This is a genomic window from Variovorax sp. V213 (assembly GCF_041154455.1).
Taxonomy (GTDB): Bacteria; Pseudomonadota; Gammaproteobacteria; order Burkholderiales; family Burkholderiaceae_C; genus Variovorax.
This window is the reverse complement of record NZ_AP028664.1, coordinates 435,001-456,439: the sequence shown is the minus strand read 5'-3', so window position 1 is coordinate 456,439 and position 21,439 is coordinate 435,001. Positions and strand designations below refer to the sequence as shown.

Sequence of the window (21,439 nt, the reverse complement as noted above, 5' to 3'; positions counted from 1 at the left end):
TCCGCAGGACTACCAAGTCTTTTCTCATGGGAGCACATTTCAACCCCTGCTCGATGTTTAAGGGTTAACGCCATGTCTTCCATTCAATCAACGCATGCAACAGCGGAAAGCACTGCGCCGGCGGCACACGATTTGCCGCCGTCCCTGGTCCTGCTGCTGGCCACCGGCGCCGGTTTGTCGGTGGCGTCGCTCTACTACGCCCAGCCGATGCTCGGCGTGCTGGGTGCCGACATCGGCGCCTCCGGCCGGGCCGTGGGTTTCATTCCCACGCTGACGCAGCTGGGTTACGCGCTCGGCATCCTGCTGCTGGCGCCGCTCGGCGACCGCTTCGACCGGCGCCGCATCGTGCTGGCCAAGGCGGCCGCGCTGTGCGCCGCGCTGCTGGTGGCCGGCGCAGCCCCGTCGATCGGCATGCTGCTCGCGGCCAGCCTCGCGATCGGGCTCGCGGCCACGATGGCGCAGGACATCGTGCCCGCGGCCGCCACGCTGGCGCCCGAAGCCACGCGCGGCAAGACGGTCGGCACGGTGATGACGGGGCTGCTGCTCGGCATCCTGCTGTCGCGCGTCGTGAGCGGCTTCGTGGCCGAGCACTTCGGCTGGCGCTCGATGTTCATCGTGGCCGCGGCCAGCATCGCGATCATCGGTGCGGCCGCCTGGCGCGGGCTGCCGCGCTTCCGTCCCACCACGCACCTGGCCTACGGCGCGCTGCTCGGTTCGCTGGCCACGCTGTGGTCGCGCCACGGCACGCTGCGCAGGGCTGCGCTGGCCCAGGCGCTGCTGGCAGTGGGGTTCAGCGCCTTCTGGTCGACGCTGGCGGTGATGCTTCACGGCGAGCCCTTCCACCTGGGCAGCGCGGCGGCAGGCGCCTTCGGCCTGGCCGGTGCGGCGGGTGCGCTGGCGGCGCCGTTGGCCGGACGACTGGCCGACCGGCGCGGGCCGGAACTGGTGACGCGCCTCGGCGCCGGGCTGGTGGTGGTGTCGTTCGCGGCCATGGGACTGGCGCCGCTGATGCTGCCGCATGCGCAGCTCTGGCTGCTGGCGCTCGCCGCCATCGGCTTCGACCTTGGCATGCAGGCGGCGCTGATCGCGCACCAGACCATCGTCTACGGCATCGAGCCCGGTGCCCGCAGCCGGCTCAACGCGGTGCTGTTCACTGCCATGTTCATCGGCATGGCGGCCGGATCGGCGCTGGGCGCGCTGGCGCTTGCCCAATGGGGCTGGGCTGGCGTGACGTGGCTGGCGACCGGCACGGCTGCTTCTGCGCTGGCCGTGCGGCTCTGGCCACGGGCGTGACAGCGTTCGTTCGTCAGTTGAGGCGCTGGCCGCCTGCCGCGTCGAACAAATGCGCCTTGGCAGCCACCGGCCACGGTGGCAGCAGTTGGGGATAGGTGACAGTGAAGGCCGATGGGTGGGTCATGGAGTTGGGACGGTGCGGCTTCAGGCGGTGGCGGAAATGACTTCGTCGATGCGCGCGTCGTTCGTGGCTTCGGGCCGGCTGCGCGTCCTGCTGCGCTGCCCGTCGATGGCCACGGCGGCTTCGCCATGCACCGTCACGCGCCGCACCAGGCGCGGCTGGTTGCCGTAGTCGTTGATCGCGAAGTGCTGCGTGGCGCGGTTGTCCCAGATCGCCACGTCGTCCTGCTGCCAGCTCCAGCGCACCGTGTTCTCCAGGCGGGTCACGCGGTTCTGCAGCAGCTCGAAGATGCGCGCCGACTCGCTGCTCGACAGCCCCACCAGCCTCTTCACGAAATGCCCGAGCAGCAACGCTCGCTCGCCAGAGACCGGGTGCACGTGCACCACCGGGTGCTCGGCCTCGTACACCGCCGAGACGAACACGTGGCGGTGGTGGCGCAGGCGTTCTTCCTCCACCTGCACGCGGTCGGCGCCGTAGTCGTAGTCGTTGCTGTGAACGGCCCAGAGCTGGTCGGCCAGTTGCTTCAGTTGCGCGGGAAGGCGCTCGTAGGCCAGCGCCGTGTTGGCCCAGACGGTGTCGCCGCCATAGGCGGGAATCTTCACGCCGCGCAGGATGGAGATCTTGGGAAACGCATCGACGAAGGTCACGTCGGTATGCCACGAATCTGCGCGCCCGCCGCCCTTGGAGGCGTCGAGCTCGAACAGCTTGGTGCCCGTGGGCGACGGCACCGTGGGGTGCGCCACCGTCCGGCCGAAGCGCGCGCCGAAAGCCTGGTGCGCGGCGTCGTCGAGGTGGTCCTGCCCGCGGAAGAACAACACCTTGTGCTTCACCAGCGCAGCGTTGAGCTGCTCGATCACCTCCCGCGGCAGGTCGGCGGACAGCTTCAGGTTCTGCACCTCGCCGCCGATGTGGCCCGCGACGCGGCGGATGCGCAGGTCGCCGAAGCTCGTATCGGAGGATGAAGTGAGGGCGTGGTCGCTCATCGGGGGAATCTCCTGTTCGTGCAGCTGGAAACCGGCCAGGCCGCAGGCCGCCGATTCTCTGGGGGCGCGTGGCTGCGTCCAACGAACGACTCCGTGTTTGGACATGCGCAATTCTTCTATGCCGGAACACTCGTGGAACCGCCCCATTGGCCGATCCCCAGTCCGGTGCATCCGGATTGGCACGTCGCTTGCATAACCTGACCACTTGCTCTGATTAAGCGGTCAAACACCATGCGCGTGCTCGTCGTCTATTGCCATCCGGTCGAAACCAGCTTCCACGCAGCCCTGCATCAGGAGGTGCTGAAGAACCTGCACGCGGCCGGACACGAGGTGGACGACTGCGACCTGTACGCCGAGGGCTTCAACCCGGTTCTTTCGCGCGAGGAGCGGCTCGGCTACCACGACGTGCCAAGCAACCGGCTGGCGCTCGAGCCGTACGTGGAGCGGCTGCAGTGGGCCGAGGGCATCGTGTTCTGCTTTCCAACCTGGTGCTTCGGCCTGCCCGCGATGCTGAAGGGCTACTTCGACCGGCTCTTCATGCCCGGCGTGGCCTTCGACATCAGCGATCCCGCCAACGTGAAGCCGATGCTGACGCACATCAAGCGCATCAGCGCCGTGGTCACCTACGGACGGCCGCGCTGGATGGCCTGGTACATGGGCGACCCGCCGCGCAAGATCGTCACGCGCTACATGCTGCGGCTCACCGGCCGGCGCGCCCGCGTGGACTACCACGCCCACTATCACATGAACGTGGCGACCGAGCCCCAGCTCAAGCGCTTCATGGCACGGGTCGGCACCGCGATGGCGCGCTTCGCATGAAGGCGCCCGTCCTGCTCGGCAACGCGCGCCTGCCGCGCTGGCTGCTGCCCGCAAGCTGGCCCCACCGCGACGGCGTGCCGGTGCTGGCGTGCGTCGGGCTCGAAGCCGGCCGCGTGCAGTCGGTGCGGCCCGCGTCCGCTGACGACGCCGCGCTTCCGGCTGAAAGCTGGGACCTGGCCGGCACGCTGGTGCTGCCGGGCTTCGTCGATGCCCACACGCACCTGGACAAGGCCTTCACCCTGCCGCGCATGAACGAGGTGCAGCCGGGCCTGCTCGGCGCCATCGACGCGATGCTGAACGACCGCGTGCATTGGAGCGCCGGCGACGTTCACGAGCGCGCCTCGCGCGGCCTGCAGTGGGCGTGGGAATGCGGCACCACCCAGGTGCGCACGCATGTCGACTGGTGGGAGCCTGATGCGGTGCCGCTCGCCTGGCCGGTGATGGCCGAGCTCGCGCAGGAGTGGAGGGGCCGGGTGCAGCTGGAGCAGGTCAGCCTCATCAAGCTGCCGTTGTTCGAAGACGCCGCGCAGGCCATGCGGCTCGCCAGGCAGGTGAAGGCCACGGGGCCGCATGCGTTGCTCGGCGGCTTCGTGCACTCCACCAATTGGAGCGAGAACGCGCTGCGCAACCTGCTGGTATCGGCGCAGGCCTGCGACCTGGACGTCGACCTGCACGTCGACGAAGAGCTGAATTCCGCAGCGGTCGGCTTGCCGACCACCGCCCGCATCCTGCGCGAGATCGGCTTTGAAGGCCGCGTGGTCTGCGGCCACATCTGCGCGCTGGCTGCGCAGCCCGAAGCCCAGGCTTTTGCCACGCTCGATGCGGTGGCGCGCGCACCGATCACCGTGGTTTCGCTGCCCGCCACCAACTTGCTGCTGCAGGACGCCGTCACCGGCCGCACGCCGCGCCAGCGTGGCATCACGTTGGTGAAGGAAGCGCGCGAGCGCGGCATTCCGCTGCTGTTTGCGAGCGACAACGTGCAAGACCCGTTCTGCCGGCTCGGCAGCTTCGATCCCGTCGAGGCGCTGGGCACGGCCGCGCTGGTGGCCCAGCTCGACGAGCCCTTCGACAACTGGTCGCAGGCGCTGTGCCGCGGCGACTGGCTACAGCGCGCTCCGGCCACGACGACGCCCACGCTCGTGGGCGCCAAGGCCGACCTGGTGCTGTTCACGCAGGCCGACCGCCACGGCTGGCCCTCGCGCAGCGCCACCCGCGCGGTACTGCGCGACGGCTGCGTGACGCACGGCGACGCGACGCCTTTTCATCCCCGCTAACGAACAAGGACCTCCCATGCTCCACGGCTACATACCGCCCCACCGCTTCCTGCCCTACCTGAGCTGGACCGAAATCGCCGCGCTGCCCGACCGCGAGAACACGGTCATCGTGCTGCCGTGCGGCGCCATCGAGCAGCACGGGCCGCACCTGCCCTGCTCGGTCGACAGCGTGATCGCCTCGGGCGTGATGGGCAAGGCGCTCGAGAAACTGCCGGCCGAGGTGCGCGCCTTCGCGCTGCCGACCATCACCTATGGCAAGTCGGAAGAGCACCTGCACTTTCCCGGCACCATGACGCTGACCGGCACCACGCTGCTGTCGACCGTGACGGAGATCGGCGAGTCGGTCTACCGCGCGGGCTTTCGCAAGCTGCTCTTTGCCAACGGCCACGGCGGCCAGCCGCAGGTGCTGGAGATGGCGGCGCGCGAACTTCGCCTCAGACACGGCGACTTCGTGGTCGTGCCGCACGGCGTGTCGCGCCTGCCGAATGCGTCGAGCAAGCAGATCAGCGAGCAGGAAAAGCGCCTGTCGATGCACGCCGGCCATTCCGAGACCGCGCTGATGCTCGCGCTGGCGCCCGACACCGTGCACATGGAGCGCGCGGCCGCCAACTTTCCGCCGCCGTTCCCGATCAAGCTGCTGTCGGCCGACGGCCGCCCGGCCTGCGCCTGGACTGCGCGCGACTTCGGCCCGAGCGGCGTGATCGGCGATCCGACCAGCGCCACGCGCGAGCAAGGCGAAGAGATCCTGGACACGCTCTCCGAAAGCTGGGTGCAGGCGCTGACCGAGCTCCACGCACTGCGCTGGGTCGTGCGCGAGGAAACCACCTGGGAGCGCGGCCACCAGCAGGGCTTCATCCAGCAGTCGTTCGAGCCCGCCTGAGGCGCGCTACTTGCATCGGTCCATCGGCTTTTTTTTCAACTGTTCTTCCACCAGCCTTCGAGAGGTTCCCACCATGCGTTCTTTCGCTCTTTCCATGGCCGGCGCCGCCGCGCTCGCACTGTTCGCCGTCGCCACACCGGCCCAGGCGCAGGACAAGTTCACCTACATGACCAACTGGTATGCGCAGGCCGAGCACGGCGGCTTCTACCAGGCGGTGGCGCAGGGTATCTACAAGAAGTACGGGCTCGACGTGACCATCAAGATGGGCGGACCCCAGGTCAACATCACGCAGATGATGGCTGCGGGCCAGGCCGACTGCATCATGGGGTCGAGCGACATCCAGATGATGCAGGTGCGCGAAGGCGGCGTGCCGGTGGTCAACGTGGCGGCCTTCTTCCAGAAGGACCCGCAGGTGCTGATCGCGCACGACGACGTGAAGAAGTTCGAAGACCTGAAGGGCAAGACACTGCTGATCGGCGCACAGGCGCAGCGCGGCTACTGGCCGTGGCTCAAGGCCAGGTTCGGCTTCACCGACGAGCAGACGCGGCCCTACACCTTCAACATCCAGCCCTTCGTGGCCGACAAGAACACCGCGCAGCAGGGCTACCTGACCTCGGAGCCCTACGCGATCCAGAAGGCCGGCGTGAAGAGCACCGTGCTGATGTTCAGCGACCACGGCTTTCCGGCCTATGCCACCACGGTGTCGTGCATGGAAAAGACGGTGAAGGAGCGCAGCAAGCAGGTGGAAGCCTTCGTCAAGGCTTCGGCCGAGGGCTGGAAGAGCTACCTCGCCGACCCGGCGCCCGCCAACGCGCTGATCAAGAAGGACAACCCCAACATGACCGACGACCAGTTGGCCTACAGCGTCGCCAAGCTGAAGGAAATGGGCATGGTCACCGGCGGCGACGCGGCCAAGCTGGGCATCGGCGTGATCACCGACGCACGCTCCAAGGCGAGCTACGACTTCCTGGTGAGCGCCAAGCTGCTCGACCCGGCGAAGGTGGAGCTCGCGAAGACCTACACCACGGAGTTCGTCAAGGACGCCAAGGTAATGCCTTGAGTCTCGCACCATGAATCGCATCGAGCCCCATACCCTCGCCCCGCCAACGGCGCCTGCCGTGCCCGCGGTGGAAGTGCTCTCGGCCGAGAAGACCTATCCCAACGGCACGCAGGCGCTGCTGCCGGTGGACCTGTCGATCGCCGAAGGCGAGTTCGTCACGCTGCTCGGGCCTTCGGGCTGCGGCAAGAGCACGCTGCTGAAGATGGTGGCAGGCATGCTCGAGCCCAGCGACGGCCGATTGCTGGTGTGGCGCAAGCCGGTCGCCGAGATCCACAGCTGCCCGCACAAGCTGTCGTTCGTGTTCCAGTCGGCCACGCTGATGCCGTGGGCCAGCGTGCGCACCAACGTGCGGCTGCCGCTCGACCTGGCGGGCGTGCCGCGCAAGGAGGCCGATGCGCGCGTGATGGAGTCGCTCGCGCTGGTGGGCCTGGAGAAGTTTGCCGATGCATTGCCGCGCGCGCTCTCGGGCGGCATGCAGATGCGGGTGTCGATCGCGCGCGGGCTGGTCACGCAGCCCGACCTGCTGCTGATGGACGAACCCTTCGGCGCGCTCGACGAGATCACGCGCCACAAGCTGGACGCCGACCTGCTCGACCTCTGGCGCAAGAAGAAGCTCACGGTGATCTTCGTGACGCATTCGATCCATGAGGCGGTGTTCCTCTCGACCCGCGTGGTGATGATGGCCGCTCGGCCGGGCCGCGTGGTGGAACAGTTCCACATCGACGAGCCCTACCCGCGCACACCCGACTTCATGGTGACCCCGGAGTTCGCGCGCCATGCCAAGCGGCTGCAGGACAGCCTGCTGCGCGCGAGCCAAGGCGACGAGGAGCATGCGCGATGAAAAAGAGCCTGCCCCTCCTCAATCAGCCACGCGTGCAGCGCGTGCTCTACCCGGTGCTCATCGGCGTGGTGCTGGTCGCGCTCTGGCAGTGGCTGGTGGTCGCGATGGAGCTGCCGCCCTACCTGGTGCCGTCGCCCTTCCTCATGGTGCAGACGCTCGTCACCGACTGGGTGCCGCTTGGCAACGCGCTGCTGGTCACGCTCAAGATCACCCTGCTGTCGTTCGCTCTGGCCACCGTGGCAGGGGTGCTGATCTCGTTCCTGTTCGTGCAGAGCAAGCGCATCGAGACCGCGCTCTTTCCGTATGCGGTGCTGCTGCAGGTCACGCCCATCGTCGCGGTGGCGCCGCTCATCATCATCTGGGTGAAGAACCCGGTGGCCGCGATGACGGTGTGCGCCGCGCTGGTGGCGTTGTTCCCGATCATCAGCAACACCACGCTGGGGCTGCGCAGCATCGACCCCGATCTGCAGAGCTACTTCAAGCTCAACCGCGCAACGCGCTGGCAGCAACTCGTGCGGCTGCGCATCCCGAGCGCACTGCCCTACTTCTTCGGCGGGCTGCGCATCTCGAGCGGCCTGGCGCTGATCGGCGCGGTGGTGGCCGAGTTCGTCGCTGGCACGGGTGGTTCGGGCGCCGGGCTGGCCTACCAGATTCTCCAGGCCGGCTTTCAACTGAACATTCCGCGCATGTTCGCCGCGCTGCTGCTCATTTCGCTGACCGGCGTCGCGCTCTTCGTGCTGATGGCCTGGCTCACCAAGCTGGCGCTGGGCTCGTGGCACGCGAGCGAACTTTCCCAGGATTGAAAACCTTGACCATGAACGCCTCCATTACCGCCATCGAACAGCTGCTGTTCGAGCTGCCCGAACTCGACTGGATCACCGACGAAAGCCGCGTGGCCCGGTTGTCGCAAGACTTCTCGTGGTTCAGCCCGGTGCTGAACCGCCAATTGAAAGACAAGCGCGCCGACGTGGCCGTGCGTCCGCGCACCGAGGCCGAGATCCGCGCCGTGGTCGGCGCCTGCGCGCGGCACAACGTACCGATCACCCTCCGCGGCAGCGGCACCGGCAACTACGGCCAGACCACGCCGCTGGCGGGCGGCGTGGTGCTCGACATGACCGGCTACAACGCCTTCCTGTGGGTGAAGCCCGGGGTGGCGCGCGCGCAGGCCGGCATTCGCCTGGGCGAGCTCGAGAAGCAGACCAAACCCACCGGACAGGAGATGCGCTGCTTACCCTCTACCTACCGCAGTGCCACGCTCGGTGGCCTGTTCGGCGGTGGCTTCGGCGGCGTGGGCTCCATCAACTACGGGCCGCTCGGCGCACCCGGCAATGTGCTCGGCATCCGCGCGATGACCATCGAGGCTGAGCCGCAGATGGTCGAGCTGCGCGGCCCGGAGGCCATGCGCATGCACCATCTCTGGGGCACCAACGGCCTGGTGCTGGAACTGGAGATTGCACTCGCGCCCGCCCACCCCTGGCTCGAAACGCTCGTGACTTTCGACGGCTTTGCAGACGCGCTGCATTTCGCCGACAAGCTGGCGAATGCGCCAGGGATCGTGAAGCGCGAAATCGCGTTCTTCGGGGCGCCGATTGCGGACCACCTCGCGCAGCTTGCCGCGCACCTGCCCAAGGGCTGCCACACGGTGCTGTCGCTGGTCGCCGAATCGTGCGAGCCCGCATTGCTGCAACTGGCCGAAGCGCATGGCGGCACGGTGGCCTATCGCAAGACAGCAGCCGAGGTGCAGAAGAGCAACCGCACGCTGATGGAGTTCACCTGGAACCACACCACGCTGCATGCGCTCAAGGTCGACCCGACGCTCACGTACCTGCAGAGCGGCTTCGTGCCGGGCCGGCATGTCGAGCAGATCATCGAAATGGAGCAACTTCTCGGTGGCGAAGTGATGATGCATGTCGAGTTCCTGCGCAACGTGGCCGGGCTCATGACCTGCAGCGGATTGCAGCTGGTGCGTTTCAGCACCGAGGAGCGGCTCGCGCAGATCATCGACATTCACCGCGCGCACGGCGTGCACATCAACAACCCGCACGTGAACATCGTGGAAGACGGCAAGGCCGGCGGACCGCTGCCGCCCGAGGTCATCGAGACGAAAAAGCGCTTCGATCCGATGGGCCTGCTGAATCCGGGCAAGCTGCGCGACTGGCCGGTGAAGGCCGCGCCTACGACGGCCTGACGACCATCGCCCTGCGTCAGCCCGGGCGGCGGCGCAGCAAGAAGGCGATGGCCACGACCGCGAACGCGGCGATCCACAGCGGCCACAGGCCGAACGGCGCCACCCAGCGCGCAAAGGGCGTGAGCCCCGTGCGGCCTTCGACCGACGCCTCGAGCACGCCGCGCGTGAGCCGCGGCAGCTCGTGCGTGACACGGCCTTCGGCGTCGATGACCACGGTTGCGCCGGTGTTGGTGGCCCGCACCATCGGCCGCGCGAATTCGAGCGAACGCATGCGGGAAATGGCGAGGTGCTGGTCGATGGCCACCGAGTTGCCGAACCACGCGATGTTGCTCACGTTGAGGAGGATGGTCGGGGCCGCGGCCTCGTTCTTGAAGTTGGCGCCGATCTCGTCGCCGAACAGGTCTTCGTAGCAGATGTTGGGCGCAACACGCTGGCCCTGCCATGCGAAAGGCGCCTGCGCCAGGCCGCCGCGGGCGAAGTCGCCGAGCGGAATGTTCATCATCCGGATGAACCAGCGAAAGCCCGGAGGAATGAATTCGCCGAACGGAACGAGGTGGTGCTTGCTGTAGCTATAGGGCTGCGCGGCACCGGGCTGGAAGCCGAGCACCGCGTTGCTGTAGGTGCCCTGGCCGCCCAGCGGCAGGCCGACGATGGCGGCCTGCGTGCCCTGGCTGTAGCGCGCCTGGATGGCGTCCAGATAGCCGGCGGGCAGTTGCTGCGGCAGCAGCGGCAGCGCGGTTTCGGGCGTGACGACCAGTGAGGCCTTGGCATCGCGCAGCTGTTCGCCATACCAGCGCAGGGCGAGGTCGATGCCGCCGCCCGGAATGAATTTTTCGTCTTGCGGGATATTGCCCTGCAGCAGTGCCATCTGCAGGTGGCCGCTCGAGCCCTTGTCACCCTGCGCGCCGGCGGGCAGCGGGTTGACCAGGTGCGGCGCCGCGAACGCAGCAATGACGAGGACCAGGGCCTGCACCAGGCCCGAGGTGCGGGCGGGGCGCGTCAGTGCAACGAGTGCCGCCACGAGCGCGGCGATCGCGCCGATGCCGTACACGCCGATCCAGGGTGCCCAGGCGGCCAGAGGCCCCTCGACGTGCGCATAGCCGCCGGCCCCCCAGGGGAAGCCGGTGAACCAGCTGCCGCGCACGAGTTCGGCCAGCGTCCACAGCGCGGAGAAGACCAGCGCGCCTGCCACAGGGTCCCTCGGCCCCCGAGCAACGAACCAGGCACAGGCGGCGGCGTAGTAGAGCCCGAGCGCCGCCGCAAGCAAGAGCACCGCAATGACCGCAAGCGGCGCCGGAAGCCCGCCGTAGGTGTGCATCGAGATGAAAAGCCACCAGAAGCTGCCGGTGAGCCACGCCGCCGAGAAAAGCCAGCCATGCAGGCCGGCGCGGCGCCAGCCCGCGCCTTCGGTGCGCAGCCAGTCGAGCAGGCCGACGAGTGCCGCCAGTGAAACGAGCTGCAGCCACCACAGCGGGCGGCCGTTCGCGGGCCAGGCGATGGCGGCGGCCTGCGCGAGCCCTGCCAGCGCGAAGCCGAGAAGGCGCAGCAGGCCCACGGCGGAAAAGGTCGGCTGTGTGCGGAGCGTTGCCGCTGCGGGCAGCGGCATCAGTCGGCCGCGTCGCTGCCGCGGGCCGGGGACACCTTGAACCAGCGCACGGCTCCGCCCTTGGTGTGCAGCACCACGAAGTCGAAGCCGCCGATGGCGTGATGCTCGCCGCGCTTGGGAACGTGGCCCATCTCGTGCGCAATGAGTCCGCCGATGGTGTCGAAGTCTTCGCTCAGCTGTTCTTCGTCGAAGGCGATGCCGAAGGCTTCGGCCACGCGTTCGATGGGCGTGTCGCCCGAGACGCGGTAGGTGTGGTCGGCCAGGCCGAAGATGTCGCCTTCGTCCTCGGCAATGTCGAATTCGTCTTCGATCTCTCCGACGATCTGCTCGAGCACGTCCTCGATGGTGATGAGGCCGGCCACGCGGCCGAACTCGTCGATCACGATGGCCAGGTGGTTGCGGTTGCCGCGGAACTCGCGCAGCAGGTCGTTCAGGCCCTTGCTCTCGGGAACGAAGGTCGCGGGGCGCAGCAGTGCGCGGATGTTGAGCCCCGGCGCACGCTGCAGCTTGAGCAGGTCTTTCGCCAGCAGGATGCCGATGATGTTTTCTTTTTCCCCTTCATACACCGGGAAGCGCGAGTGCGCGGTGTCGATGACCAGATGCAGCAGCGCGTCGAAGGGCGCATCGATGTTCACCAGGTCCATGCGCGGGGCGGCAACCATGACGTCGCCGGCCGTCATGTCGGCCATGCGCAGTACGCCCTCGAGCATCACGCGCGACTCGGCGCCGATCACCTCGTTGTCCTCGGCGTCGGCGAGGGTTTCGATCAACTCGTCGCGCGAGTCGGGACCGGGGTGAATGAATTCGGCCAGCTTCTGGAGAAAGCCGCGCTTGTCTTCCCGTTCGACGGGAGCGCGTTCAGAGTGAGGTTCGGCCACTGCGGGAGGCGTAGTTGAAGAGCTGCAAGGATACCGGATTGCGCGTGACAGGCTCTACCGCACGGCCCTCATGGCCCTTTCTCCAGGACGCTCAAGGGGCAGATTTGCTGCGCGCGTCTCTCATGCCGCTGCGCACTTCCTGCAGGCTGGCGAGAACGGCCCAGAACTGCTTGGCGCGGGTCTTGAGCTGGTAATCGACCGCCGCGTAGTGCTCGAGCGCGATCTCGCTCATGCGGCTGTCGAAGGTGGCGCTCGGCAGCTGCAGATGCGCCTCGGACTCGGAACCGCTGCGCACCACGGTGGCACCAGCGTTGCGGGCGATCTTCAGCATGGCGGCGTTTTCACTCAGCGCATGGATGAAGAGCATGCCCACGCCTTCGTTGCGCGCCACGACCACGGCACGCTCGAACAGCCGGGCACCGTAGCCGCGGCCGCGCGCGTGCGCAGACACCGAGACGCCGAATTCGGCGCAGTCGCTGTGCTGGTCGTCCGGCGCGAACGCCAGGTGGGCCATGGCAATGAGGTCGAGCCTGCGGTTGTAGATGCCAAAAAGCTCGTCGCGGTCGAAGTCGAGCCCGTCGACGTAGCGCTGCACTTGCTCGTCGGCCGCGGCATAGCCGAAGCGCAGGTAGCGGTCGTGCGGACTCAACGCCAGCAGGTGCTGCGCGATGCGCTCGCGTTCGCGCGGGCCGATCGAACGGATCGGCACCATGACGGGTGTGGGCGCGGAGCTCGCGCGCGGTTGCGCCTCAACCATCGGCGCTTTCAGGAAAGAGCCGAGGCCGAGAGACGCCTTCAGAAGGGTCTTGGCGGTAAGCATGGCTCAAATATAAGGGTTTTCCCTTAATCAACAAGCCAGCATGGGTACTTTCGGGCCTCATAGGTGTCTCCATACCAAAGCGCGTGTCGTTCCCGCAACCAATTCGTGGCTAGACAGGCACAGCCGTTGTGGCCTTGACACGGTCGAGCACGAAGCTGGTCTTGCAATCCTCGACGCTGGGATGCTTGAGCAGGGTGTCCATGATGAAGCGGCTGTAGTGCCCCATGTCGGCGACCACCACGCGCAGCAGGTAGTCCATATCGCCCGTGAGAGCCGCGCACTCGACGACTTCGGGCCAGGTCTGCACGCTGGCACGGAACAGGTCCATGGGGTTGCGCTTGTGGCTTTCGGTGTGCTTTTCGAGCCGGACGTTCAGATAGGCGGTGAGGCCGAGACCGATGACTTCGGGGCGGACGAGCGCGACGTAGCGGTCGATGACGCCGCTTTCTTCCAGCCGCTTGACCCGCCGGAGCACGGCGCTGGGCGACAGGCTCACCTGTTCAGCGATCTGGTCGTAGGTGGCGCGGCCGTCTGCTTGCAGCGTGCGCAGAATCAACCTATCAATCTTGTCGAGTGCTTCCATATTGGCATTTTCGCAGTTTTACTGCGTCATGGCCATTTTCAGCGCCCATTAACGCTGAAAACGTGAGGGGGATCCGCTCTACAGTGCACCACTGGTCGTTCTCGCCCTTTCACTGACTGTTTCATTCATTCGAACCCACTTCTGGAGACCCCCCATGAGCCACGCCGACGCCCCCCCTTTCACGCCCTGGGAGAACCCGATGGGGACCGACGGCTTCGAATTCATCGAGTACGCGGCGCCGGACCCGGTGGCCATGGGCAAGGTGTTCGAGCGCATGGGCTTCACGGCGGTGGCCAGGCATCGCCACAAGAACGTGCTGCTGTACCGCCAGGGCACGATCAATTTCATCGTGAATGCCGAGCCCGACTCGTTCGCCCAGCGCTTTGCGCGCGAACACGGCCCGAGCGTCTGCGCCATCGCATTCCGGGTGCAGGACGCCAAGCAGGCCTACGAGCGCGCCATCTCGCTGGGCGCCTGGGGTTTTGCCGACAAGGCAGGTCCTGGCGAACTGAACATCCCGGCCATCAAAGGCATCGGCGACAGCCTGATCTACCTGGTCGACCGCTGGCCCGGCAAGAACGGCGCCAAGCCCGGCGACATCGGCAACATCGGTTTCTATGACGTCGATTTCGAACCGCTGCCGGGGGTGGCCTCGGAGGATGCGCTGGCGCCCAAGGGCAACGGCCTGACCTACATCGACCATCTGACGCACAACGTGTACCGCGGCCGCATGAACGTCTGGGCCGCCTTCTACGAGAAGCTCTTCAACTTCCGCGAGATCAAGTACTTCGACATCGAAGGCCAGGTCACGGGCGTGAAGAGCAAGGCCATGACCAGCCCCTGCGGCAAGATCCGCATCCCGATCAATGAAGAAGGCAAGGAGCAGGCCGGCCAGATCCAGGAGTACCTGGACATGTACCACGGCGAAGGCATCCAGCACATTGCGATGGGCTCGGACAACCTGTATGAAACCGTCGATGCGCTGCGCGCCAACGGCGTCACCCTGCTCGACACCATCGACACGTACTACGAACTGGTCGACAAGCGCATTCCGGGGCACGGCGAAAGCGTGGCCGAGCTCCAAAAGCGCAAGATCCTGATCGACGGCAAGAAAGACGCGCTGCTGCTGCAGATCTTCAGCGAGAACCAGCTCGGACCGATCTTCTTCGAGTTCATCCAGCGCAAGGGCGACGACGGCTTCGGCAACGGCAACTTCAAGGCGTTGTTCGAGAGCATCGAGCTCGACCAGATGCGCCGCGGCGTACTGTCGGCCGCAAAATAAGCGTCTCTTTCACTGGCCAGGAGCCCCCATGCGCAGCACGTTTTCGATCGGCTTGACTCTCATCGCGGCCGCGGCCGTTCTTTCGGGTTGCGCCATGGCGCCGGCCACGCCGGCGGCCGGCGCCTCGCGTCTGGATGCGGTGCAGAAGGCCGCGGCGCTGCGCATCTGCACGCCTGGTGACTACAAGCCGTTCAGCTTCCAGAAGGCCGACGGCTCGTTCGAAGGCATCGACGTGGACCTCATGACGGGCTTCAGCACCAGCCTCGGCGCCAAGCCGGAGTGGGTGAAGACCACCTGGGCGAACCTGCTGCCCGACCTCACCGCCGGCAAGTGCGACATGGCCGTTGGCGGTGTGTCCGTGACCACCGACCGGCAGAAACGCGCCTTCTTCAGCGCGCCCTACATGGTGAACGGCAAGGCGCCGATCGCGCGCTGCGCCGACGTTGCCAAGTACCGGACCGTGGCCGACATCGACAAGCCTTCGACGCGGGTCATCTTCAATCCGGGCGGCAGCAACGAGCGCTTTGCGCGCGCCAACTTCAAGCAGGCCAAGCTCACGATGCATGGCGAGAACGTGACGATCTTCGACGAAATCCTTGCGAACCGCGCCGACGTGTTCGTGACCGAATCCGCCGAAGCCATCACGCAGCAGAAGCTCAAGCCCGGGCTCTGCGCCATCAACCCCGACAAGCCGCTGCAGTACGGCGAGATGGCCTGGATGCTGCCGCGCGACGATGTGGCCTTCAAGGCGTATGTCGACCAATGGCTGCACCTGCAGCAAGCCGGCGGCGACTTCCAGCGCGTGATGGACCGCTGGCTCAAATAACCAAACAGCTCTTTCTCATGGACACTCTCGCCGCCGCCGCCCCTGCCGCCGTCACGCCCGTCGTCTACGGTGCTTCCGATCGCCCGCCGCGCGGCGACTATTCGCGCGGCGGCTCGGTGCAGGCCGACTACACCTGCCCGCAGGACTGGGCCAGCTACACGCCGGCCGATCACGACACCTACAGGCGGCTCTACGAGCGGCAGGCGGCGCAGCTGCCGGGCCTGGCCTGCGATGCGTTCATCAACGCGCTGCCTTTGCTGGGCGTGAAGGACCGCATCCCTCGCTTCGAGGAAATCAACCAACGGCTGCGCCACGCCACCGGTTGGGAAATCGTCGCGGTGCCAGGGCTGATTCCCGAGCTGCCGTTCTTCACCCTGCTGGCGAATCGCAAGTTTCCGGTGACCGACTGGATCCGGAAACCGGAGGAGTTCAACTACATCGTCGAGCCCGATGTATTCCATGACCTGTTCGGCCACGTGCCGATGCTGTTCGACCCGACCTTCGCCGACTACGTGCAGCGCTATGGCGAGGGCGGCATCAAGGCGCACGAACTGGGTGCCGGCGAGAAGCTGGCGCGGCTGTACTGGTACACGGTCGAGTTCGGCCTCATCCGCCAGCCCGACGGGCTTCGGGCATACGGCGCCGGGATTCTGAGCTCGGTGGGCGAGCTGCAGCACGCGGTGCGCAGCGACGAGCCGCACCGGCTGCCGCTCGACCTGCTGCGCGCCATGCGCACGCTCTACAAGATCGACACCTACCAGGCCAACTATTTCGTGATCGAGAGCTTCGCGCAGTTGTTCGAACTCACGGCGCCCGACTTCACGCCGCTCTACCGCGCCCTCGAGGTCGAGTCCGACATCCCCGCCGGCGTGCTGCTGCCCGGCGAGACCGGCAAAGCCTGAAAACGCGCTTCCCGGTTCGATTGCGGCGCTCTCGCGCGCTGCGCGCTGCCGCACGGCTATCGCATGCGCGACAGCGACCGCCCCGCTCCTAGGACAAGCCCGCTGGCGGCTGGCTGCATCTGGCTCCCACAATCCGCGCAAAAGGAGCTTGCATGCAGACATCCGCGCGACAAAACTACCCGGCCGACGTGCCGCACGAGATCCATCCGGAACAGTACCGTTCCCTGCCTCACATGTTCGACGAAGCCTTCGGACGCTACGCCGAACGGCCGTTCTCGGTCTGCATGGAGCGCTGGATGTCGTATGGCGAGCTCGACACGTTGTCGAAGGCGCTGGGCGCATGGCTCCAGTCGCTCGGCCTCGAGCCGGGCGCGCGGGTGGCCATCATGCTGCCCAACGTGCCGCAGTTCGCCGTCACGATGTGCGGTGTGCTCAGGGCCGGCTATACCTGCGTCAACGTCAATCCGCTCTATACGGCGCGCGAACTCGAACACCAGCTCAAGGACTCGGGCGCCACGGCCATCGTCATCCTGGAGAACTTCGCTGCGACGCTGGAGCAGGTGATCGAGCGCACGCCCGTCAAGCATGTGATCGTCACGTCGATGGGCGATCTGCTGGGCGGCCTCTACGGCGCATGGATCACCGTCGCGGTTCGCCACCTGGCGAAGATGGTTCCGCCCTACAAGCTGCCCCTGGGCAACGGCCGAACCGTGACGCCGTTTCCGAAGGTCATCGAAGAGGGGCGCGGACGCACGCTGGCGGCGGACCAGAGCACGCTCGATTCGATCGCGTTCCTGCAATACACCGGTGGCACCACAGGCTTGTCGAAAGGTGCGGTGCTGACGCATCGCAACATCGTCGCGGCCACCTTGCAGGCGGAGGCGTGGTTCACGCCCGCGCTTTCGAAGGCGGGCGACCTGGCGAAGGTCAACAGCATTGCCGCGCTGCCGCTGTATCACATCTTCGCGCTCACGCTCTGCCTCCTGGTCATCCGCCAGGGGTCGCACATGACGCTGATCCCGAATCCGCGCGATTTCAATAAATTCATCGCGGTGCTCAAGAAACGCCCGTTCCACATGCTGCCCGCGGTGAACACGCTGTTCAATGCGCTGCTGATGCATCCCGAGTTCAAGTCGATCGATTTCTCGACGCTGTTCGTGTCGCAGGCGGGCGGAATGGCCGCTTCCGAGGGCACGGCCCGGCGGTGGTTCGAGGCCACGGGCTGTCCGATGATCGAAGGCTGGGGCATGAGCGAAACCTGCGCCATTGGCACCAACAATCCCGTATCGAACACCGAGTTCACGGGAACCATCGGCTTGCCGCTGCCGAGCATCGAGATCGCCATCAAGGACGACGAAGGCAACTCCCTGCCGGTCGGATCGCCAGGCGAGCTCTGCATCAAGGGCCCCAACGTGATGAGAGGCTACTACAACCAACCGGCCGAAACGGCTGCCGCTTTCACGGCCGACGGATTCATGCGCACCGGCGACATCGCCGTCATGCAGGAGGACGGCTACAGCCGCATCGTCGACCGCAAGAAGGACATGATCCTGGTCAGTGGCTTCAATGTTTTTCCGAACGAACTCGAAAACGTGATCTCGTTGTGCCCTGGTGTGGTCGAATGCGCCGCCGTCGGGGTGCCGGACGAGAAGCAAGGCGAGGCGATCAAGGTTTTTGTGGTGCGCAGGGACCCCACACTGACCGAAGACGCCGTGCTGCAATACTGCAATGGACAACTCACCGGCTACAAGCGGCCCAAGCACATCGAGTTCCGGGATGCCTTGCCCAAGACCAATGTCGGGAAGATCCTGCGGCGGGAGTTGCGCGCCAGCGCGAGCGCCTGAATGAGCCACCAGGCCGCGGCCGGGCTGCCGGCGAATCTCGTCGTCTACGAGCGCGGCTGGCTTTCGTCGAACAACATCCTGTTCATCGGGGCCAAAGAGACCGCGCTGGTCGACACCGGGTATGCCACGCACGCCGAGCAGACTCTGGCGCTGGTCGAATCGACCTTGGGCACACGGCCGCTCGATCGGATTCTGAATACGCACCTGCACAGTGATCACTGCGGCGGCAACGCCGCCTTGCAGCAACGCTACCCGGCGCTTCGAACGGACATTCCACCGGGCGAGGCGGCATTGGTGGAGCGGTGGGACGAGGAGCGCTTGAGCTTTCGTGCGACAGGGCAGATCTGCCCGCGGTTCCAGTTCACCGGCTTGTTGCAGCCGGGGGAGCAATGCGTGCTGGGCGACAGGCCGTGGCAGGTGCACAGTGCGCCCGGCCACGATCCTCATTCGATCATTCTGTTCGATCCGCTCTCTCGGACACTGATCTCAGCAGACGCCTTGTGGGAAAACGGGTTTGGCATTGCCTTTCCCGAGCTTGCGGGCGAACCGTCGTTCGAAGACGTGGCGGCCACGCTGGATCGGATCGAGGCGCTGGCGCCGCTGCAGGTGATTCCAGGGCACGGGCGCGTCTTCGACGATGTCGGCGGCGCCCTGGCCACAGCGCGCCGCCGGCTCGACGGTCTTCAGCGCGACCCTGTGAAGCATGCGCGGCATGCCATCAAGGTGCTGATGAAGTTCAAACTATTGGAAGTGCAATCCATTGCCCCCGACGACTGGGAGGCCTGGCTTCGAAGCGCGTCGTATCTGGGCGTGATTCGCTCGCGCTTCTTTGCCGATACGGAGCTGCATCAATTGGCCGACGATATCCTGGCCGAATTGGTCAGCGCGGGCGCCGCCGAAATGGATGCAACCAGCATTCGCAATATCTAACCTGTTTTGCGGCAATAAAAAAGCGCGTCACCGGATGATGACGCGCTTTTTCAAAGCACCAAAAGAAAAAGCCCAACACGCTGTGTTGGGCTTTTCCAGGCTGTAAGAGCCTGACGATGACCTACTTTCACACGGGAACCCGCACTATCATCGGCGCTGACGCGTTTCACTGTCCTGTTCGGGATGGGAAGGAGTGGTACCACGTCGCTATGGTCATCAGGCATAACTTGTTGTCTGACTGATCACGTGATCAATCAAACGAATTCATAGAGTTTGGAATCAGCACGCAGTATCTGCGCTGTTTGAATGTATTTTGAATGCGTCAACTTGGCATAACACCTTGATCTGATTGATCAAAGTTATAGGGTCAAGCCGCACGAGCAATTAGTATCAGTTAGCTTAACGCATTACTGCGCTTCCACACCTGACCTATCAACGTCCTGGTCTTGAACGACTCTTTAGGGGGCTCAAGGCCCCGGCAGATCTCATCTTGAAACGAGTTTCCCGCTTAGATGCTTTCAGCGGTTATCTCTTCCACACTTAGCTACTCGGCAATGCCACTGGCGTGACAACCGATACACCAGAGGTGTGTCCACTCCGGTCCTCTCGTACTAGGAGCAGGCTTCCTCAAATCTGCAGCGCCCACGGAAGATAGGGACCAAACTGTCTCACGACGTTTTAAACCCAGCTCACGTACCTCTTTAAATGGCGAACAGCCATACCCTTGGGACCGGCTACAGCCCCAGGATGAGATGAGCCGACATCGAGGTGCCAAACACCGCCGTCGATATGAACTCTTGGGCGGTATCAGCCTGTTATCCCCAGAGTACCTTTTATCCGTTGAGCGATGGCCCTTCCATACAGAACCACCGGATCACTATGTCCTGCTTTCGCATCTGCTCGACTTGTCAGTCTCGCAGTTAAGCACGCTTATGCCATTGCACTATCGTCACGATGTCCGACCGTAACTAGCGTACCTTCGAACTCCTCCGTTACGCTTTGGGAGGAGACCGCCCCAGTCAAACTGCCTACCATGCACTGTCCCCGATCCAGATAATGGACCTAGGTTAGAACCTCAAACACACCAGGGTGGTATTTCAACGTTGGCTCCACAAGATCTAGCGACCCTGCTTCAAAGCCTCCCACCTATCCTACACAGATCTGTTCAAAGTCCAATACAAAGCTACAGTAAAGGTTCATGGGGTCTTTCCGTCTTTCCGCGGGGAGATTGCATCATCACAAACATTTCAACTTCGCTGAGTCTCAGGAGGAGACAGTGTGGCCATCGTTACGCCATTCGTGCAGGTCGGAACTTACCCGACAAGGAATTTCGCTACCTTAGGACCGTTATAGTTACGGCCGCCGTTTACTGGGACTTCAATCAAGAGCTTGCACCCCATCATTTAATCTTCCAGCACCGGGCAGGCGTCACACCCTATACGTCCACTTTCGTGTTTGCAGAGTGCTGTGTTTTTAATAAACAGTCGCAGCCACCGATTTTTTGCAACCCATTCATGCTTCGTTGTTCACTACACACTAATAGGGCACACCTTCTTCCGAAGTTACGGTGTCAATTTGCCGAGTTCCTTCTCCTGAGTTCTCTCAAGCGCCTTAGAATACTCATCTCGCGCACCAGTGTCGGTTTGCGGTACGGTCGTATATAGCTGAAGCTTAGTGGCTTTTCCTGGAACCTCGTTCAGTCACTTCACGGACAAGTCCGCTCGATCGTTGGCCTCGGTATATGTGCACCGGATTTGCCTAATGCACGCCTACATCCAACTAAACCAGAATAATCCAATAACTGGATGACCTATTAAGATCCGTCCCCACATCGCACTATATATCGGTACAGGAATATTGACCTGTTTCCCATCAGCTACGCATCTCTGCCTCGCCTTAGGGGCCGACTCACTCTACGCCGATGAACGTTGCGTAGAAAACCTTGCGCTTACGGCGAGGGGGCTTTTCACCCCCTTTAACGCTACTCATGTCAGCATTCGCACTTCTGATACCTCCAGCACGCTTTACAACGCACCTTCACAGGCTTACAGAACGCTCTCCTACCACTTGCAATAAATTGCAAATCCGCAGCTTCGGTAACTGGCTTAGCCCCGTTACATCTTCCGCGCAGGACGACTCGATCAGTGAGCTATTACGCTTTCTTTAAATGATGGCTGCTTCTAAGCCAACATCCTGACTGTTTTAGCCTTCCCACTTCGTTTCCCACTTAGCCAATTTTAGGGACCTTAGCTGGCGGTCTGGGTTGTTTCCCTCTTGAGTCCGGACGTTAGCACCCGGTGCTCTGTCTC

The 21,439-nt window shown here is 64.7% G+C and carries 18 protein-coding genes and 2 rRNA genes (1 of these 20 cut by a window edge); 13 read left to right on the top strand and 7 right to left on the bottom strand.

Annotation, left to right across the window (positions count from 1 at the left end; genetic code table 11):
- Positions 1–72: 72 nt before the first annotated feature.
- Positions 73–1,293 carry an MFS transporter gene (locus ACAM55_RS02270; RefSeq protein WP_369654477.1) on the top strand — a complete coding sequence of 407 codons (1,221 nt, stop codon included), beginning with the start codon at positions 73–75 and terminating at the stop codon, positions 1,291–1,293.
- 144 nt (positions 1,294–1,437) lie between these two features.
- On the opposite strand, the gene ACAM55_RS02265 is transcribed toward ACAM55_RS02270, so the two are convergent.
- Positions 1,438–2,397 carry a TauD/TfdA dioxygenase family protein gene (locus ACAM55_RS02265; protein WP_369654476.1) on the bottom strand — a complete coding sequence of 320 codons (960 nt, stop codon included), beginning with the start codon at positions 2,395–2,397 and terminating at the stop codon, positions 1,438–1,440.
- 231 nt (positions 2,398–2,628) lie between these two features.
- On the opposite strand from ACAM55_RS02265, the gene ACAM55_RS02260 reads away from it, so the two are divergent.
- The 7 genes from ACAM55_RS02260 to ACAM55_RS02230 all read left to right on the top strand — a co-directional run bounded on the left by ACAM55_RS02260 (position 2,629) and on the right by ACAM55_RS02230 (position 9,459).
- Entirely contained in the window at positions 2,629–3,216 is a 588-nt protein-coding gene (locus ACAM55_RS02260; protein ID WP_369654475.1) for an NAD(P)H-dependent oxidoreductase, read from the top strand.
- On the top strand, positions 3,213–4,490 hold the full coding sequence (locus ACAM55_RS02255; protein WP_369654474.1) for an amidohydrolase family protein: 1,278 nt from the start codon (positions 3,213–3,215) through the stop codon (positions 4,488–4,490). Before ACAM55_RS02260 ends, ACAM55_RS02255 begins: the two co-directional genes overlap by 4 nt.
- A gap of 16 nt (positions 4,491–4,506) precedes the next feature.
- Positions 4,507–5,370 (top strand): creatininase family protein, encoded by an 864-nt coding sequence (locus tag ACAM55_RS02250; RefSeq protein WP_369654473.1) that lies wholly within the window; start codon positions 4,507–4,509, stop codon positions 5,368–5,370.
- 73 nt (positions 5,371–5,443) lie between these two features.
- Complete coding sequence (locus tag ACAM55_RS02245; RefSeq protein WP_369654472.1) at positions 5,444–6,430, top strand: ABC transporter substrate-binding protein; 987 nt, start codon at positions 5,444–5,446, stop codon at positions 6,428–6,430.
- A gap of 10 nt (positions 6,431–6,440) precedes the next feature.
- Positions 6,441–7,271: an ABC transporter ATP-binding protein gene (locus tag ACAM55_RS02240; RefSeq protein WP_369654471.1), complete on the top strand. Its 831-nt coding sequence runs from the start codon at positions 6,441–6,443 to the stop codon at positions 7,269–7,271.
- Positions 7,268–8,074, top strand: a complete 807-nt coding sequence (locus ACAM55_RS02235) for an ABC transporter permease (RefSeq protein ID WP_369654470.1) — start codon at positions 7,268–7,270, stop codon at positions 8,072–8,074. The genes ACAM55_RS02240 and ACAM55_RS02235 overlap by 4 nt, the downstream gene beginning before the upstream one ends.
- 11 nt (positions 8,075–8,085) lie before the next feature.
- Positions 8,086–9,459: an FAD-binding oxidoreductase gene (locus tag ACAM55_RS02230; RefSeq protein WP_369654469.1), complete on the top strand. Its 1,374-nt coding sequence runs from the start codon at positions 8,086–8,088 to the stop codon at positions 9,457–9,459.
- A gap of 16 nt (positions 9,460–9,475) precedes the next feature.
- On the opposite strand, the gene lnt is transcribed toward ACAM55_RS02230, so the two are convergent.
- The 4 genes from lnt to ACAM55_RS02210 all read right to left on the bottom strand — a co-directional run bounded on the left by lnt (position 9,476) and on the right by ACAM55_RS02210 (position 13,346).
- On the bottom strand, positions 9,476–11,065 hold the full coding sequence (lnt, locus tag ACAM55_RS02225) for an apolipoprotein N-acyltransferase (RefSeq protein ID WP_369654468.1): 1,590 nt from the start codon (positions 11,063–11,065) through the stop codon (positions 9,476–9,478).
- A complete protein-coding gene (locus tag ACAM55_RS02220; RefSeq protein ID WP_369654467.1) occupies positions 11,065–11,943 on the bottom strand; it encodes an HlyC/CorC family transporter in 879 nt (292 codons plus the stop codon). Before ACAM55_RS02220 ends, lnt begins: the two co-directional genes overlap by 1 nt.
- A gap of 91 nt (positions 11,944–12,034) precedes the next feature.
- A complete protein-coding gene (locus ACAM55_RS02215) occupies positions 12,035–12,763 on the bottom strand; it encodes an N-acetyltransferase family protein (RefSeq protein ID WP_369654466.1) in 729 nt (242 codons plus the stop codon).
- 109 nt (positions 12,764–12,872) lie between these two features.
- Positions 12,873–13,346, bottom strand: a complete 474-nt coding sequence (locus tag ACAM55_RS02210) for an Lrp/AsnC family transcriptional regulator (RefSeq protein ID WP_021012636.1) — start codon at positions 13,344–13,346, stop codon at positions 12,873–12,875.
- 154 nt (positions 13,347–13,500) lie between these two features.
- Between ACAM55_RS02210 and hppD the strand changes: the two genes are divergently transcribed.
- The 5 genes from hppD (at position 13,501) to ACAM55_RS02185 (ending at position 19,130) form a co-directional block, all read left to right on the top strand.
- Positions 13,501–14,628, top strand: a complete 1,128-nt coding sequence (hppD, locus tag ACAM55_RS02205; RefSeq protein WP_369654465.1) for a 4-hydroxyphenylpyruvate dioxygenase — start codon at positions 13,501–13,503, stop codon at positions 14,626–14,628.
- Positions 14,629–14,656: 28 nt separating this feature from the next.
- Positions 14,657–15,454, top strand: coding sequence for a transporter substrate-binding domain-containing protein (locus ACAM55_RS02200; protein WP_369654464.1), 798 nt, complete (start codon positions 14,657–14,659; stop codon positions 15,452–15,454).
- 17 nt (positions 15,455–15,471) lie between these two features.
- Positions 15,472–16,356, top strand: coding sequence for a phenylalanine 4-monooxygenase (gene phhA, locus ACAM55_RS02195; protein WP_369654463.1), 885 nt, complete (start codon positions 15,472–15,474; stop codon positions 16,354–16,356).
- 152 nt (positions 16,357–16,508) lie between these two features.
- On the top strand, positions 16,509–18,200 hold the full coding sequence (locus tag ACAM55_RS02190) for an AMP-binding protein (RefSeq protein WP_369654462.1): 1,692 nt from the start codon (positions 16,509–16,511) through the stop codon (positions 18,198–18,200).
- Positions 18,201–19,130: an MBL fold metallo-hydrolase gene (locus tag ACAM55_RS02185; protein ID WP_369654461.1), complete on the top strand. Its 930-nt coding sequence runs from the start codon at positions 18,201–18,203 to the stop codon at positions 19,128–19,130.
- A 108-nt stretch (positions 19,131–19,238) separates the two neighbouring features.
- Here the strand turns inward: ACAM55_RS02185 and rrf are convergent.
- Positions 19,239–19,351 (bottom strand): 5S ribosomal RNA (rrf, locus tag ACAM55_RS02180).
- 142 nt (positions 19,352–19,493) lie between these two features.
- Positions 19,494–21,439: ribosomal RNA gene (locus ACAM55_RS02175) — 23S ribosomal RNA — on the bottom strand; it runs 928 nt beyond the window's last position.